The 14,582-nt window shown below is 68.5% G+C and carries 13 protein-coding genes; 8 read left to right on the top strand and 5 right to left on the bottom strand.

What is annotated here, in order from left to right; genetic code table 11:
• Window positions 1-59: 59 nt before the first annotated feature.
• A complete protein-coding gene (locus tag MZV50_RS09165) occupies window positions 60-2,045 on the bottom strand; it encodes a S46 family peptidase (RefSeq protein WP_252634109.1) in 1,986 nt (661 codons plus the stop codon).
• A gap of 260 nt (window positions 2,046-2,305) precedes the next feature.
• On the opposite strand from MZV50_RS09165, the gene MZV50_RS09160 reads away from it, so the two are divergent.
• From MZV50_RS09160 to MZV50_RS09135, 6 genes are all read left to right on the top strand, one after another.
• A complete protein-coding gene (locus MZV50_RS09160; protein ID WP_252634107.1) occupies window positions 2,306-3,502 on the top strand; it encodes an ABC transporter permease in 1,197 nt (398 codons plus the stop codon).
• The gene (locus MZV50_RS09155) at window positions 3,499-4,266 is read left to right on the top strand and encodes an ABC transporter ATP-binding protein (RefSeq protein ID WP_252634105.1); all 768 of its coding nucleotides are present in this window, start codon (window positions 3,499-3,501) and stop codon (window positions 4,264-4,266) included. The genes MZV50_RS09160 and MZV50_RS09155 overlap by 4 nt, the downstream gene beginning before the upstream one ends.
• Window positions 4,267-4,284: 18 nt before the next feature.
• Window positions 4,285-5,292, top strand: coding sequence for an HlyD family secretion protein (locus MZV50_RS09150; RefSeq protein ID WP_252634103.1), 1,008 nt, complete (start codon window positions 4,285-4,287; stop codon window positions 5,290-5,292).
• Window positions 5,293-5,450: 158 nt separating this feature from the next.
• On the top strand, window positions 5,451-7,130 hold the full coding sequence (locus MZV50_RS09145; RefSeq protein ID WP_252634102.1) for an HWE histidine kinase domain-containing protein: 1,680 nt from the start codon (window positions 5,451-5,453) through the stop codon (window positions 7,128-7,130).
• Window positions 7,131-7,340: 210 nt separating this feature from the next.
• Window positions 7,341-8,246, top strand: coding sequence for an SDR family NAD(P)-dependent oxidoreductase (locus MZV50_RS09140; RefSeq protein ID WP_252634100.1), 906 nt, complete (start codon window positions 7,341-7,343; stop codon window positions 8,244-8,246).
• 229 nt (window positions 8,247-8,475) lie between these two features.
• On the top strand, window positions 8,476-9,774 hold the full coding sequence (locus MZV50_RS09135; RefSeq protein WP_252634098.1) for an outer membrane protein transport protein: 1,299 nt from the start codon (window positions 8,476-8,478) through the stop codon (window positions 9,772-9,774).
• A gap of 60 nt (window positions 9,775-9,834) precedes the next feature.
• On the opposite strand, the gene MZV50_RS09130 is transcribed toward MZV50_RS09135, so the two are convergent.
• From MZV50_RS09130 to serB, 3 genes are all read right to left on the bottom strand, one after another.
• The gene (locus tag MZV50_RS09130) at window positions 9,835-10,947 is read right to left on the bottom strand and encodes an Mrp/NBP35 family ATP-binding protein (protein WP_252634096.1); all 1,113 of its coding nucleotides are present in this window, start codon (window positions 10,945-10,947) and stop codon (window positions 9,835-9,837) included.
• Between the two features lie 94 nt (window positions 10,948-11,041).
• Window positions 11,042-11,707: an HAD family hydrolase gene (locus MZV50_RS09125; protein ID WP_252634095.1), complete on the bottom strand. Its 666-nt coding sequence runs from the start codon at window positions 11,705-11,707 to the stop codon at window positions 11,042-11,044.
• On the bottom strand, window positions 11,704-12,582 hold the full coding sequence (serB, locus tag MZV50_RS09120) for a phosphoserine phosphatase SerB (protein ID WP_252634093.1): 879 nt from the start codon (window positions 12,580-12,582) through the stop codon (window positions 11,704-11,706). The genes MZV50_RS09125 and serB overlap by 4 nt, the downstream gene beginning before the upstream one ends.
• Between serB and miaA the strand changes: the two genes are divergently transcribed.
• On the top strand, window positions 12,563-13,471 hold the full coding sequence (gene miaA / locus MZV50_RS09115) for a tRNA (adenosine(37)-N6)-dimethylallyltransferase MiaA (RefSeq protein ID WP_252634091.1): 909 nt from the start codon (window positions 12,563-12,565) through the stop codon (window positions 13,469-13,471). The genes serB and miaA overlap by 20 nt on opposite strands.
• Here the strand turns inward: miaA and MZV50_RS09110 are convergent.
• Window positions 13,458-14,003 (bottom strand): hypothetical protein, encoded by a 546-nt coding sequence (locus MZV50_RS09110; RefSeq protein ID WP_252634089.1) that lies wholly within the window; start codon window positions 14,001-14,003, stop codon window positions 13,458-13,460. The two genes, miaA and MZV50_RS09110, sit on opposite strands and share 14 nt — an antisense overlap.
• 92 nt (window positions 14,004-14,095) lie before the next feature.
• Here MZV50_RS09110 and MZV50_RS09105 point away from each other — a divergent pair, with 92 nt between their 5' ends.
• Window positions 14,096-14,581 (top strand): CinA family protein, encoded by a 486-nt coding sequence (locus MZV50_RS09105; protein ID WP_252634088.1) that lies wholly within the window; start codon window positions 14,096-14,098, stop codon window positions 14,579-14,581.
• Window position 14,582 lies beyond the last annotated feature (1 nt).

The raw sequence follows: 14,582 nt of genomic DNA, 5'->3' as shown, positions 1-14,582 counted from the left end.
CCAAAAATGTTCCAGGTTTCCGCGTGTTGCGGCGATGAAACGAAGTCGCTGGCCCGGCGTCAGCGGCCGGTCAGCTCCTTCACCAGGGCGTCGCGCCCGTAGACCTTGGAAAGGGCCTCGACGATCGCGACGGCCGAGACCGAGATGGTCCGGTTCCGCGCCCCGTCATAGCCGTAGGCGCCGCCTAGCGACGGCAGGTTGCCGTCGAACGCCACCCCCATCAGCCGCCCCTTGGCGTCCAGCACCGGCGAGCCGGAATTGCCGCCGATGATGTCGTTGGTGCTGACGAAGTCGAACACGGTGTCGGACTTCAGCCGCCCCTTGGCCTCAAGCCAGCGCGGCGCGGCGGCGAACGGCTCGACACCGGTCACCCGGTCGTAGAAGCCGGCGAAGGTCGTCGTGGCCCGGACCGCTTCCCCCCGCGCCTTCCAGCCGGCGACCTTGCCGTAGGACAGCCGCAGCGAGAACGTCGCGTCCGGATAGGCGCCGTCGCCCAGCACGGCGACGCGAGCCTTGGCGATCTTCTCGGCGGCGATATCGACCGGTCCAGAAACCCGCGCCTCATAGGCCGCCCGGGCGGCGCGGGCGATCGGATCGGCGCGCAGAACGAAGCGCACCAGCGGGTCGTCCGAGGCCTCGACCGCCGCCAGCCCGCCCTTCCAGAGCGCCATCCGGACCTCGGGATCGGACAGCGCGCTGCCGGACAGCGCCTCGGCGAGCCGTTCGGGACTGTCGCGGCCCAGCAGGGCCCGGACCCGCGGCGCATCGACGGTCAAGGCTTCGCGGGTCTTGAGCAGCCAGTGCTCCAGATAGATCCGCTCCAGCGCGGGATCGATCGGCGGCGCATCGGCCAGCTTGCGCTCGATCAGCGGCAGGCGGGCGTCGGCATATTCCGGCAAGCGTTCGGCCTCGGGCTTGGCCCGTTCCAGCGCGGCCCGCACCAACAGGCGGGCATAGTAGTAGAGCTCCGAGCCACCGCCCGCGCCGGTCTCCAGCATGCGCAGGGCGGGAAAGAGGTCGGCGGCCGCGGGTTGGGCCTTGGCGATCTCGTCCCAGGCGCCCGTGGTGTCGGCCAGCTTCGGGTCGGCGGCGACCTTGGCCCGCAGCGCGGCATCGTCGGCCCGCTTGGCGTCCAGGAAGGCCGGATCGTTCAAGGCCGCCTGCTTTCCAACGCTGAGCTTGTAGCTGTTCTGGACCCAAGCCAGGGCCTGGCTGGCGGCGCGGGCCTGGTCGGCGTCGTCGCGTCCGAACTGGATCAGCCGCCCCCGCAGCTCGGCCCGCTGCAGCTGCAGCATCGGCAGGACCACGTCGCGCTGGGTCTCCAGCTGGGCGACCGTCAGCTGGCGCTCGGTCGAGCCCGGATTGCCGACGACGAAGGTCGGCTCGCCGTCCGCCGGCGGCTTGCCGCGCCAGGGCAGGAAGGTCGGCGTCGCCGCCGGCGCGTCATCGACGTAAAGCCGCACGAAGCCGATGTCGAAGGCGTAGCGGGGGAAGTTGAAGTTGTCGGGATCGCCGCCGAACGAGGCCGACGCCATCTCCGGCATGAAGACCAACCGCACGTCGTTGTAGCGACGGTACTTGTAGACCTTGTATTGCCCGCCCCGAAAGAAGCCGATCGCCTGGCAGCGCAGCGTCTGGTCCTGGCCGCAGGCCGCCAGTTCGGCCACCGCCAGGGCCCCGTCGCGGGCCTGCACGAAGTCGCGCCCCGCCTTGCCCTCGGACGCCAGGCGCACCTGGTCGGTGACGTCGATGATGGTCAGCAGCACCTCGGCCTGCAGGCCCGGGCACTTGCGCTCGTCCTCGCGCGCCTCCGTCAGGAAGCCGTCCTGGACGTAGTCGTCTCCGGAGCTGGACAGCGCCTGGGCGCAGTCGGCGACGCAGTGCCCGTTGGTGACGGCCAGCCCCTCGCCGCTGACCAGTCCCGCCGAGCAGCCGTTGGTCAGCCGCACGGCCGACGCCTGGACGGCGTCCAGCCAGGTCCGGTCCAGGGTCACCCCGTAGGCGGCCTCGATTCTCGCGACCGGAATCCCGTCGAAGGTCCACATGCCCTCGTCCGCTCGCGCTGACGGAGGCGCGGCAAGCCCCAGCGCCAGCGCCAGGCCAGACGCGGCGCCAAGGATCGTGAAGGGCGTGTTCGAGCGCTGCACTGGGTGGTGGTTAGACCCGACAGGTGCGCCCAACCACCCCCTTCCTCGTTTCAAGTAGATATTTCGTCCCTGAAATGCGCCTTACCCCGATTTAACTTGGACGTTGGGCGATCGCCGTTCATTGCTGCAACCATCGGTTTGGGGGAGCAAGAGTCCGGATGTCGTTGGCTTTGGCCACTCTTCTCTACGAGTGGCGACGTTACATGGCGGCCGTGGTCGCCCTGGCCTTTTCGGGCCTGCTCATCCTGGCTCAGGTCGGCATCTTCGTCGGCATCGGCAAGGGCTTCACCGCGCAGATCGACCGCGCCCGCGCCGACATCATGGTGCTGGGCCCGGGCGCGAAAGCCCTGTTCGGCGGTCCCTCGGGCCTGCCGCGCCGGATGATCCCACTGGTCTACAGCCACCCCGAGGTCACCCAGGTCGCGCCGCTGGACGGTTCTGGCGGTCGCTTCCAGAACATCCTGTCGCCCGAGCAACAGGCCAAGGAAGAGGCCCGCGCCAAGCGCGCCGGTAAGGGCAAGGGCGGCGGCTCGGCCCGCAAGAGCGAGTTCGTCAACGTCACGGTGATCGACGCGATCCCCGGCTACGTGACCGTGCCGACCGACTACACCCAGTCGATGATCGAGGCCCTGCGCCGCCCCTACGCCGTGGCGATCGACGAGACGGCGCTGAAGCGCCTGGGCGTCAAGAAGGGCGACAAGGCCCTCTACAACGGCAAGACCGTCTATGTCGCCGTCGTCACCAAGGGCTATCCGAACATCATCCAGCCGACGCTGGTCATGTCGCGTGACACCCTGCGGATGCTGGGCGAGGCCGACACCGGCCAGCGCGTCGGCCCGCTGATGGTCGAGATCCAGGATCCCTCCCGCGCCGAGATCGTCGCGGCTCAGCTGAACAAGAAGGCCGACGGCAAGTTCCGCGCCTGGACCCGCCAGGAACTGGCCGACGCCAACGCCAACGCCATGCTGGACGACCAGATCATCGGCATCATCCTCGGCTTCTCGGCCTTCCTGGGCCTGCTGATCGGGGTGATCATCACCTGGCAGACCCTGCGCGGCGCGATCATGGCCAATATCAAGGAGTTCGCCTCGCTGCGCGCCCTGGGCGTGTCGATGGGCGACCTGCGCAACATCGTCATGGAGCTCAGCTTCTGGGTCGGCATCGTCGGCGTGGTCGCCGCGGGTCTGCTGACCTGGCTGGTCTCGCTGATCGCGGTGGCCGGCGGGGTGCCGATGTACTTCCCGCCGACCCTGATCATCGTGGTCGCCGGGTTCCTCGTGATCATCGCCATGGTGTCGGGCTTCCTGTCGCTGGGCATCCTCAAGAACAGCCAACCCGCGGATCTGCTGCGATGACCCCCCTTGGCGAAAAGATTGGGAACAACGCGCACAAGCGCGGCGAGACGGCGCTCGAGGCCAAGAAACTGGTCAAGCGCTTCAAGACCGGCCGCACCTTCATCGAGGTGCTCAAGGGCGTGGACTTCGACGCTAGGCACGGCGACGTGACCATGGTCATGGGCCCCTCCGGCTCGGGCAAGTCGACGCTGGTGGCGGCGCTGTCGGGCCTGCTGAAGCCCGACGAGGGCCACGTGGCGGCGCTGGAGGCCGACGATCTCTGGGCGCTGTCACGCGGCAAGATCGACAAGTTCCGTCTCGACCACTGCGGCTTCATCTTCCAGGGCTTCAACCTGTTCCCGGCCCTGACGGCCAAGCAACAGGTGATGACCGCGCTGAAGTACCAGGGCGTCGGCAAGGGCGAGGCCGCCCGCCGGGCCCAGGCGGCGCTGGAATCGGTGGGCCTTGGCCCCCGCGTCAACCAGCGCCCCTCCGAACTGTCGGGCGGCGAGAAGCAGCGCGTGGCCATCGCCCGCGCTCTGGCCAAGAACCCGAACCTGATCTTCGCCGACGAACCGACCTCGGCCCTGGACGGCAAAAGCGGCGAAACGGTGATCAAGCTGTTGCGCGCGGCCGCCACCGAGCGCGGCGCGGCGGTGATCTGCGTAACCCACGACCCGCGGTTGGAGGCCTATGCCGACCGCGTCATCCACATCGAGGACGGCAAGATCCTGGACGACGTGCGGAGAACGCCCGACGCCAATCCTGCGTCGCTCAGCCACTGATTTCTGGGGGATAACACGATGCCCGGCTTCCTGCGCCGACCCGCCTTCTACATCGTCCTCGTCGTCGCGCTGCTGCTCGGCGGCGGCGTCTTCTACATGAAGGGCCAGGCGGCCGAGAAAAAGAAGAAGCTCGAGGCGGCCGCCGCCCAGGAGGAGCCCTCCCCCTATGCGGCGATCGCCCAGGGCAAGGCCGATGTCGAGGGCGGCGTGATCCAGGTGGCCGCCCGCCGCCAGGGCATCGTCCGCGACGTCTATGTCCAGGAAGGCGACGTCGTGAAGACCGGCCAGCCGCTGGCCAAGCAGGAGGACGACGATGTCCGCCTGGCGTCCCAGACCGCCCAAGCCGCCTTGGCCTCGGCCCGCGCCCAGTTGCAGCTCTTCCAGGTGCAGCTGCGCACCGCGCAGCGCGAGTACAATCGCCTGCAGGCGCTGAGCGCTTCGAACTATGTCGCCGCCCAGCGGCTGGACGCGGCCCGCGACCAGATCGCCTCGGCTCAGGCCAATATCGGCGCCCAGCAGGCGGCCATCCAGGTGGCCTCGGCCCAGGTCGCCCAGGCTCAGTACAACCAGGAACTGACGATCATCCGCGCCCCGGCCGACGGCCGCATCGCCCGCCGCCAGGCCAATCCGGGCGCCGGCGCCTCGACCCTGAACGTCACGGCGATGTTCGACCTCGAGCCGAACACCCAGCGCATCGTCCGCGCCGAGATCGTCGAGGCCGACATCCCCAACGTGAAGATCGGCCAGGAGGTCGAGATCCAGCCCGAGAGCAATCCGGACCTGACCTACACCGGCAAGGTCCTGCGCCGCGCCGCCGTCTTCGGCGCCCGCAAGCTGGCCTCGGACGACCCCAGCCAGCGCAGCGACGAACGCGTCGTCGAGGTGGTGGTCAGCGCCGACGGCGCCCCGCTGCTGGTCGGCCAGCGCGTGCTGGTGAAGTTCATGAAGCCGGGCCAGAAGGCGGGCGTGAAGCGGGATAAGCCCGCCGCGCCGGTGGCTGGTGGGATGACGAAGAAGAAGGCTTAGGGGTGACTACCGCAAGCGCGGCGGCGGGCTCGCCGTCGCGCTCGCCCGGCATGCCCAATATCGGTTCTCGGGCACGCAAGCCTTTGGCCTCTGAGGCGCTCACGCTCTGATGATCCCTATGCGCCGGTCGCGACGCGTACGGAGCATTGGGGGCATTCATGACAAACGCGCTGCAGGTCGTTCCTATCCGCACTCGCCAGGCCCGGACCGGCGCCGCCCAGAACGACCTTTCCGATATCGAACTCCTCCACTCGATCAGCGTGGCCCTGATCGGCGAGCAGGATCGCTTCGAGCTCTACGGCAAGATCGTCGACGCGGCGATTTCGATCACCGGCTCGCAGTTCGGCACCATGCAACTGCTCATGCCCGCTGGCGACACCTCCGGCCATGGCGGTGAGCTGAAACTGCTGTGTTCGCGCGGCCTGCCGCCCGAAGCGGTGGGCTTCTGGCAGTGGGTCGGCCCCGCCGCGCACAGCAGTTGCACGGCCGCCGTCAAATCCGGCCAGCGCGCGATCATTCCGGACTTCGAGACCTGGAACGAGATCGCCGGCACCGAAGACCTGCTGGCCTTCCGCCGCACAGGTATCCGCTCGGCCCAGACGACGCCCCTGCTGTCGCGGACCGGCGCCCTTCTGGGCATGATCTCCACACACTGGGCCTATCCGCACCAGCCGTCCGAGCGCGACCTGCGCCTGCTGGACATCCTGGCACGCCAGGCCGCCGACATCCTGGACCGCACCCTCGCCGAGGAAGCCCTGCGCGAACGCGAGCAGGCCCTGGCCAGGACCTGCGAGACCTTGCGAGAAACCGAGGCCCTGCAGACCATGCTGACGGGCGAGCTCAGCCACCGCGTCAAGAACATGCTGGCGACGGTGCAGGCGATCGCCTCGCAGACCCTTCGGCATAGCGACGATCCGAAGGATTTCGTCGAGAGTTTCAGCGGCCGCATCCAGTCGATGTCCCGCGTCCATTCGCAGCTCAGCACCAGCGAGTGGAAAGGCACGCAGCTGCGGGCGCTGGTCGCGGACCAGATGAATCTGGGTCCGGTGGACGAAGCCCAGATTTCCGCCTCGGGACCCGACGTCTACCTGGATGCTACGGCCATGACGAAGATGGCGATGATCCTGCACGAGCTCGGGACGAACTCGCTCAAATATGGCGCGCTGTCGAAACCGGAGGGCGGCGTCACCATCGCCTGGACCTTGGGTCGGCAGACCCTGGACCTGCGCTGGACCGAATGGGGCGGACCCAAGGTCAAGTCGCCGATCCGGCGCGGCTTCGGCACGCGCTTGATCGAGGCCAGCGTGCGCGGCGCCGGCGGTGAGGCGAAGATGTCCGTCGAGGCGGGCGGCGGGCGCTGGGACATCGCTTTTCCGCTGCCGGGCGATCCGTCCAGCGACGATCGTATGATCGACACGCCAGCAGGCCAGCAAGCCTCGCCCCGGGCCGGTCTCGCCCCCGCGCTCGGCGGCCGCGACGCCAAGCCCCTGCAGGCCAAGCGGGTTCTGGTGATCGAAGACGAGCCGCTGGTGGCGATGGAGATCGTCAGCCAGCTGGAAGACGTCGGCGCGACGGTCATCGGCCCCGCCGCCGACGCCGTCGCCGCGCTCGAGTTCGTGGACCGGTTCAGGATCGATGCGGCCCTGCTGGACGCCGACCTGCACGGGGACGCCGTCGACGACATCGCCTCGGCGCTGGCCAGAGCCCGGATCCCGTTCGCCTTCGTCAGCGGCTATGGCCGCGACTCGCTGCCCGTCGGCTTCGACGAGGTGGAGTTGCTGCCCAAGCTGTTCGCGACCGAGCAGCTGCTCGAGGCAGCGAGACGACTGATCGCCTGACGGCGACCTGGTCGGGCCTACGTGAAGCGTCTGGCTTCGTCGAAACGGTAACAACTCTACCCAACTGCGGGCGTCGCCCGGGCGCTCGCCGTCCCTTCCATCGCTTCAGCGGCCAGCCGCGTGAGGGCGAGCGCGCACGCCCTTGACCTCCCCTCTCCCGCGCCGCACAACACGGCCAAACCAAACACGCGTTTGAGGGAGACTACGGGCATGACGGACATCCGCTTCGACGGCAAGGTGGCGATCGTGACGGGCGCCGGCGGCGGGCTCGGCCGCCAGCACGCCCTGGAGCTGGCGCGTCGCGGGGCCAAGGTCGTGGTCAACGACCTGGGCGGCAGCGTCGACGGCTCGGGCGGCTCGTCCGAAGCGGCCCAGAAGGTCGTGGCCGAGATCGAGGCCTTTGGCGGCGAAGCCATCGCCCACGGCGCTTCGGTCACGGACGACGCCGGCGTCGCCGACATGGTCAAGACGACCCTGGAGAAGTGGGGCCGCATCGACATCCTGATCGCCAACGCCGGCATCCTGCGCGACAAGACCCTGACCAAGATGGAGCTGGCCGACTTCGAGCTGGTCATGCAGGTGCACGTGTTCGGCACCTTCAAGCCGATCAAGGCGGTCTGGGACATCATGAAGGCCCAGAACTACGGCCGCATCGTCGTGACGACCTCGTCGTCGGGCATGTACGGCAACTTCGGCCAGAGCAACTACGGCGCGGCCAAGATGGCGGTGCTGGGCCTGATGAACACCCTCAAGCTCGAGGGCGCCAAGAACGACGTGAAGATCAACGCCATCAGCCCGGTCGCGGCCACCCGCATGACCGAGGGCCTGATGCCGCCGGAGGTGCTGGCCAAGCTGGCCCCCGAATACGTCACCCCGGGCGTCGTCTATCTGTGCTCGGAAGAGGCCCCCACCGGCGCGATCCTGACCGCCGGCGCCGGGGCCTTCGCTCTGTCGCGGATCTACGAGACCGAAGGCGTCTACCTCGGCGAAGGCGGCCTCTCGGCCGAAGAGGTCCGTGACAACTGGGACAAGATCACTGCCGAGGATGGCCAGAAGGCCTACTTCAACGGTGGGGAACAGGGACAGAAGTTCTTCCGGAAGATGGCGGGAGGCTGACGTTACGGAAGGAACGTGATTGCTCGAATACCTGCATTCTCGCCACATTTGACATAACGACGATTGATACGGGGGCCTCGAGCCCCCGTTTCTTTAACAAAACTGACAAAATTCACCGCTCTATCAATTTATAGCAACGCTATTTGAGCAGATGCGTTAAAGGCGGCGCTCCTTGATCACCCAACAGGTGTTCGACCAGCCTCTTCCTCCCCAAGAAGGTCGTAGTCCCATGTCTCTCTCGCGTACCAGCCTCGCCGCCGGCGTCGCTCTGCTGGCGCTCGCCGCCGCTTCCCAGGCCTCCGCTTCGGCCTTCTATCTGCAGGAACAATCGGTGCGCGGCACCGGCCGCGCCTATTCGGGCGAAGTCGCCGACAAGGGTGTCGGCAGCCTGTGGTGGAACCCTGCCTCGATCGCCGGCATCGAGCGCAGCGAGGCCGCTTTCGGCCTGAACCTGATCCAGGTCGATTCCAAGGTCACCAACAGCGGCTCGACGATCACCCGTCCGGTCCCGCCGACCGGCCTGACCACGCCCGTGGGCGGCGCCAACACCGCCTTCGACCCGATCAACGACGGCGTCGTTCCCAACGGCGGCGTGGCGTTCAAGGTCAATGACAAGCTGTCGCTGGGCCTGTCCGTCGCCGCGCCCTACAACTTCACCACCGAATACAACGCCGACAGCTGGACGCGTTACGACGCGCTCAAGTCGCACCTGCGCACGATCAATGTCGACGGCGTCATCGCCTATCGCGTCAACGACATGATCGACCTGGGCGTGGGCGTCACCGCCCTCTACGCCGACGCCGAGCTGACCAACGCCCTGCCGAACATCTCGCCGCTGCAGGCCGATGGTTCGCAGTCGCTGAAGGGCGACGGCTGGGCCTATGGCTACACCGTCGGCGCGCAGATCCACCCGTCCAAGAGCCTGACGATCGGCGCCAGCTACCGCAGCAAGATCGACCAGAAGCTGGATGGCACCGTGACGGTCGCCGGCCTGCTGGCCCCGATCCCGGCCGCCAACAACTTCTCGACCGACGGCCAGGCCAAGATCACCCTGCCCTGGATCGCCAACCTCGGCCTCCGCTGGGCGGTGAACGATCAGTGGACCCTGAACGCCTCCGCCAGCCGCGTGGGCTGGGGCGAGTTCGACGCCATCCGCGTCACCTTCCCGGGCGGTTCGTCGACCAGCCCCCAGAACTACAAGGACGTGACGACCTACGCCGCCGGCGTCGACTACCAGGCCTCGCCGCGCCTGACCCTGCGCGCCGGCGTCCAGTACGACCCGACCCCGACCCCGGACGTCGGCCGCACCGCCCGCGTGCCGGACGGCGACCGCATGATGTACGCCGCCGGCGCCACCTGGGCCGCGACGGACAACATCAAGCTGGACGCGGCGATCAACTACATCAGCTTCGACGACAGCAAGATCAACCGCACCGACACCACCGCGACCAGCTCGGTCGTTCGCCTGAATGGCGACGTGACCGGCTCGGCCGTCGTGCTGTCGACCGGCGCGCGTTTCAGCTTCTAGGGCTGGCGCACCGCTGAAACGACAAGCCCGCCCGGAGCGATCCGGGCGGGCTTTTTGCTGTCAGGGCTCGATCGTCTTCCAGAGCAAGCCTGCCGCCTCGCCGAACACCTGAGCCGCCTGCCCCTTCGGCTCGGAGATCACCACCGGGACGCCCTGGTCGCCGCCCAGGCGGACGGCGATCTCGATCGGCACGCGGCCCAGCAGCGGAACCTTCAGCCGCTCGGCCTCGGCGACGCCGCCGCCCTCGCCGAAGATCGGGATCGGCGCGCCGGTCGAGGGATCTGCGAAGAAGGCCATGTTCTCGATCAGGCCCAGGATCGGGGTGGCGGTCTTCTCGAACATCGCCGCGGCGCGGCGGGCGTCGATCAGGGCGATCTCCTGGGGCGTGGTGACCAGCACCGCCCCGTCGATGCGCAGCTTCTGGACCAGGGTCAGCTGGATGTCGCCGGTGCCCGGCGGCAGGTCGACGACCAGCACGTCCAGCGGCGCATTCTCCGAACCCCAGGCCACGTCGTGGATCAGCTGGCGCACGGCCGACGAGGCCATCGGGCCGCGCCAGATCATCGCCCGGCCCTCGTCGACGATGAAGCCGATCGACATCACCTTGACGCCATGGGCCAGCAGCGGCTGCAGCTTCTCGTTCTCGAACAGCGGATCGCCGTCGACGCCCATCATCTTGGGGGCCGAGGGGCCGTAGATGTCGGCGTCCAGCAGGCCCACGCGCAGGCCCATCTTGGCGAAGGCGACCGCCAGGTTGGTCGAGATGGTGGACTTGCCCACCCCGCCCTTACCCGAGGCCACGGCGATCACGTGGCGGACATGGGCGGGCTTCTCGGCCTCGGGCGGCGGGACCATTCGGGCCTGCGGATCCTCGGTGACCTTGGCGCCCTTGCGCACCCGGGTCGCGCCCTCGGCAGCCTGGGCGGTCAGCACGACCTGGGCGGTCTGGATCCCCGGCAGCGCCGCCAGGGCCTTCTCGGCGGCCTCGCGGACCGAGGCGTACGAGGCCACCCGGCTGGCCGGGACCTCCAGCATGAAGCCGGCGCGGCCCTCGCGGACCACCAACCCTTGCACCAGGCCGGCGGCGACCAACCCCTGCCCGCTGGCCGGATCGGCGATGCGGTCCAGCGCCGCGCGGGCGTCGTCGGGGGTAGCGGGAGTTGCGCCGGTCACGTCAGTCGGGCCTCGTCTTCAAGGGGCCCTCATATCCGCGCGACCAGCGGCATTTACAAGCCTGGGACACCCCTTAGGGGGCGCCGTCCCACGATCAGACCGACGCTTTAAGCAGGTCCATGACGTGGTGCAGGCTGTCGGCGATGTGAATGCACTTGTCGTGCATCTCCTCGTTGGGATCGAGGATGTCGGGGACCATCACCGTCATCATGCCGGCCGCGTGCGCGGCGCGAACGCCAGGGTGGCTGTCCTCCAGCGCCAGGCAATGGGCCGGGTCGACGCCGATGCGCTGGGCCGCCAGCAGATAGGGATCCGGGTTCGGCTTGTGCTTGGTCACGTCCTGGTGGGCCACCACCGCGTTGAAGCGACGCAGCAGGTCGAAGCGGCCCAGGTACTTCTCGACCGCGACCATGCCGTTCGAGGTCGCGATGCCGCGGGGCAGGCCCAGGTCGTCCAGATAGTCGAGGATTTCGATCACCCCGGACTTCAGCTTGGTCTCGGCCGCCAGCAGGTCCTCGACGTCGGACCAGACCCGCTCGAAATAGGACTGGACCGGGAAGGTCTCGCCGTACAGGTCGCGCAGCATGATCCCGCACTCCGGCGTCGTCTTGCCCACCATCGAGGCGTAGGTCTCGCCGGTGAACTGGACGCCGAAGACGTCGCCCGCCTCGATCATCGCCGCGCGATAGACGATCTCGGTGTCCAGCAGCAGGCCGTCCATGTCGAAGACGACCGCGTCGACGCGGCGGGGGAAACTCACTTGTGGAAGTCCTCGGTCTTGTAGCCCTGGAAGTACAGCAGGGTCGTCAGGTCGGTGTGGTCGACCTTGGCGTCGGCCTGGGCCGCCACGATCGGCTTGGCGCGATAGGCCACGCCCAGGCCGGCGGCCTCGATCATCGCCAAGTCGTTGGCCCCGTCGCCCACGGCCAGGGCGTCGACCGGCGTCAGACCCAGCGCGGCGGTTTCCTCATTCAAAGCGGCCAGCTTGGCTTCCTTGCCCAGGATCGGGTCACCGACCTGGCCCGTCAGGGCGCCGTCCAACTCGATCAGGGTGTTGGCGCGGTTCAGGTGAAAGCCCGCGGCCTCCGCCACCCGGCTGGTGAAGAAGGTGAAGCCCCCCGAGACCAGGGCGCAACGCGCGCCGTGCTTGGCCATGGTGCGGACCAGGATCTCGGCGCCCGGGTTCAGCCGGACCCGTTGCTCGTAGCAGGCTTGCAGCGCCTCGACGCCGAGGCCCTTCAGCATGCCGACCCGCTCGCGCAGGGCGCCCTCGAAGGCCAGCTCGCCGCGCATCGCGCGCTCGGTGATCTCGGAGACCTGTTCTTTGACCCCGGCGAAATCGGCCAGCTCATCCAGGCATTCGACATTGATGATCGTCGAGTCCATGTCGGCGATCAGCAGGCGCTTGCGGCGGTTCTCGATGGGCTGAATGGCGAAGTCGACCGACAGGTCCTCGAGGTCGGCCTTCAGGCCTTCCAGGTCGCCACCCTCGACGAAGACGTCGGCGGCCAATGGCCCCAGATCCTCGCGGCGGCTGGACAGCCTGGCTTCGACGCGCGAAACGGCTTGTGCGTAGGCGTCGGGGTTCGCCCCAACGATGGTGAGGACGGTCGGAATGGTGGAGAGTTCGGACATCGCGCCCCGCATCTGGCTGATCGCGGGCCCGACCGCAAGCGGCAAGTCCGCCCATGCGCTGGATTTGGCCGAACGGACCGGCGGCGAGATCGTCAACGCCGACTCCATGCAGATCTATGCAGGCCTGAGGGTCCTGACCGCTGGGCCGTCGCTGGAAGAGACCACCCGCGCCCCGCATCATCTGTTCGAGGTGGTCGACGCGGCCATCGGCTGGTCGGTCGGTCGCTGGCTCGAAGCGGCGACCAAGGTCCTGGCCGAGATCAAGTCGCGCGGCAATCCGGCGATCATCGTCGGCGGCACCGGCCTCTATTTCCGGGCCCTGACCCATGGTCTGGCCGACGTGCCGCCGGTGCCCGAGACCCAGCGGGAGATTTCGGGCCTGCTGTATGCCGCGCGCGGCGAGGAAGCGTTCCGCGAAATCCTGAAGCCCCTGGATCCCGAGGCCGAGGCTCGCATCGAAACCGGCGACCGCCAGCGCCTGGTGCGCGCCCACGCCGTAGCCATCGCGACCGGCAAGTCGCTGACCGCTTGGCAGACCGACACTAGGCCGGCCCTGGCGCCGGGCAGCTGGACGGGCGTCGTCCTGGATCCGCCGCGCGCCGAGCTCTACGCCCGTTGCGACGCCCGCCTGGCGGTGATGGTCGAGCAAGGCGCACTGGACGAGGTGCGGGCCATGGAAGCGCGAGGCCTGGATCCGGCCCTCCCCGTGCTCAAGGCGGTCGGCTATCGCGAACTCGCCGCCCATCTGCGCGGCGAAACCACGCTGGACCAGGCCCTGGACGCGGCCCGGCAGGAGACCCGCCGCTACGCCAAGCGTCAGCTGACCTGGTTTCGCAACCAGACCCCGGATTGGACCAGGCTGCCCGGAGGCGCCGTCAGCGCTCCGTGACGGTCGTCCCGCCGCGGATCAGTCGCGGCTTGACCGCCAACTGGTAATCCTCGTCGAACATCTGGTCCTTGAGGCGGTCCAGGGTCGCGATCACCCGATCTTCGGCCGCCGTCACCGGCTTGGCGAAGACCTCGCAGGTCGTGCCGGCCGGCAGGTCGGCCTGACCGTTCTCGACGGCTTGCAACGGCTTGGTGGCGCCCTCCTCACAACCCAGCAGGCCAGTGATCGAATAGAAACAGAGGTCGCGCTGCAGATAGGACTCCACGATCCAGGCGCAGGGGATGGCCGACACCGTCACTCCCTCGGGCGTCGCCGGTACCGCGCCCGGCTTGGCGATGGTGCGCAGGAAGATTTGGTAGCGCACGACCGCGTTCTCGGTCCGGCCACCCTTGGCCAGCGTCAGCGCCCTGGCCTTCTGCGTGACCGGCGCCAGCCGTTGCAGTTGCGGAGGCTGGGGCGTGGCGGGCGCAGTCGCGGCGGGGGGCGGGGCGGCTTGGACGAGCAAGACGATCTCCAGGTTGAGCTTGGCCATGGTGAGCACAACCGCTCAATCTTGGCGATAGCCTGTGTTTGCAGACCCGCGACTTGCCCCTATGGAGAAGTTCGACAGCCGAAGGAAACCCGATGCCCGATCTCAACGCCCTCGCCGAACGCGTCGCCGAACGCCTGATCGCTCGGGGTGAGACCGTGGCCATCGCCGAGTCCTCGGCCGGCGGCCTGATCTCGGCGGCCCTGCTGGCCGTGCCGGGGGCGTCCAAGTTCTATTTGGGGGGCGCGGTCGTCTACACGGCCCGGGCGCGCCTGACCCTGATGGATATCCCGCAGAAGGCCATGGATGGCCTGCGTTCGGCCAGCGAGCCCTATGCGGTGATGCTGGCCCGTGTGGCCCGCAAGAACCTGAAGGCGACCTGGGGTCTGTCGGAAACCGGCGCGGCGGGTCCGGACGGCAACCGTTATGGCGACGCCCCGGGCCATTGCTGCATGGCCGTGGTCGGCGAGGAGGTTTCGGTCAGCGACACGCTGGAGACCGGCTCGGCCGAGCGTCCCGCCAACATGCGGGCGTTCGCGGCGGCCGCGCTGGAGCTGCTGGCCAAGACCCTCGAGGCCTGAC

The organism is Caulobacter segnis, assembly GCF_023935105.1.
Taxonomy (GTDB): Bacteria; Pseudomonadota; Alphaproteobacteria; order Caulobacterales; family Caulobacteraceae; genus Caulobacter; species Caulobacter segnis_B.
The sequence above is the reverse complement of the archived record's forward strand: the minus strand, read 5'-3'. Positions and strand labels throughout refer to the sequence as shown.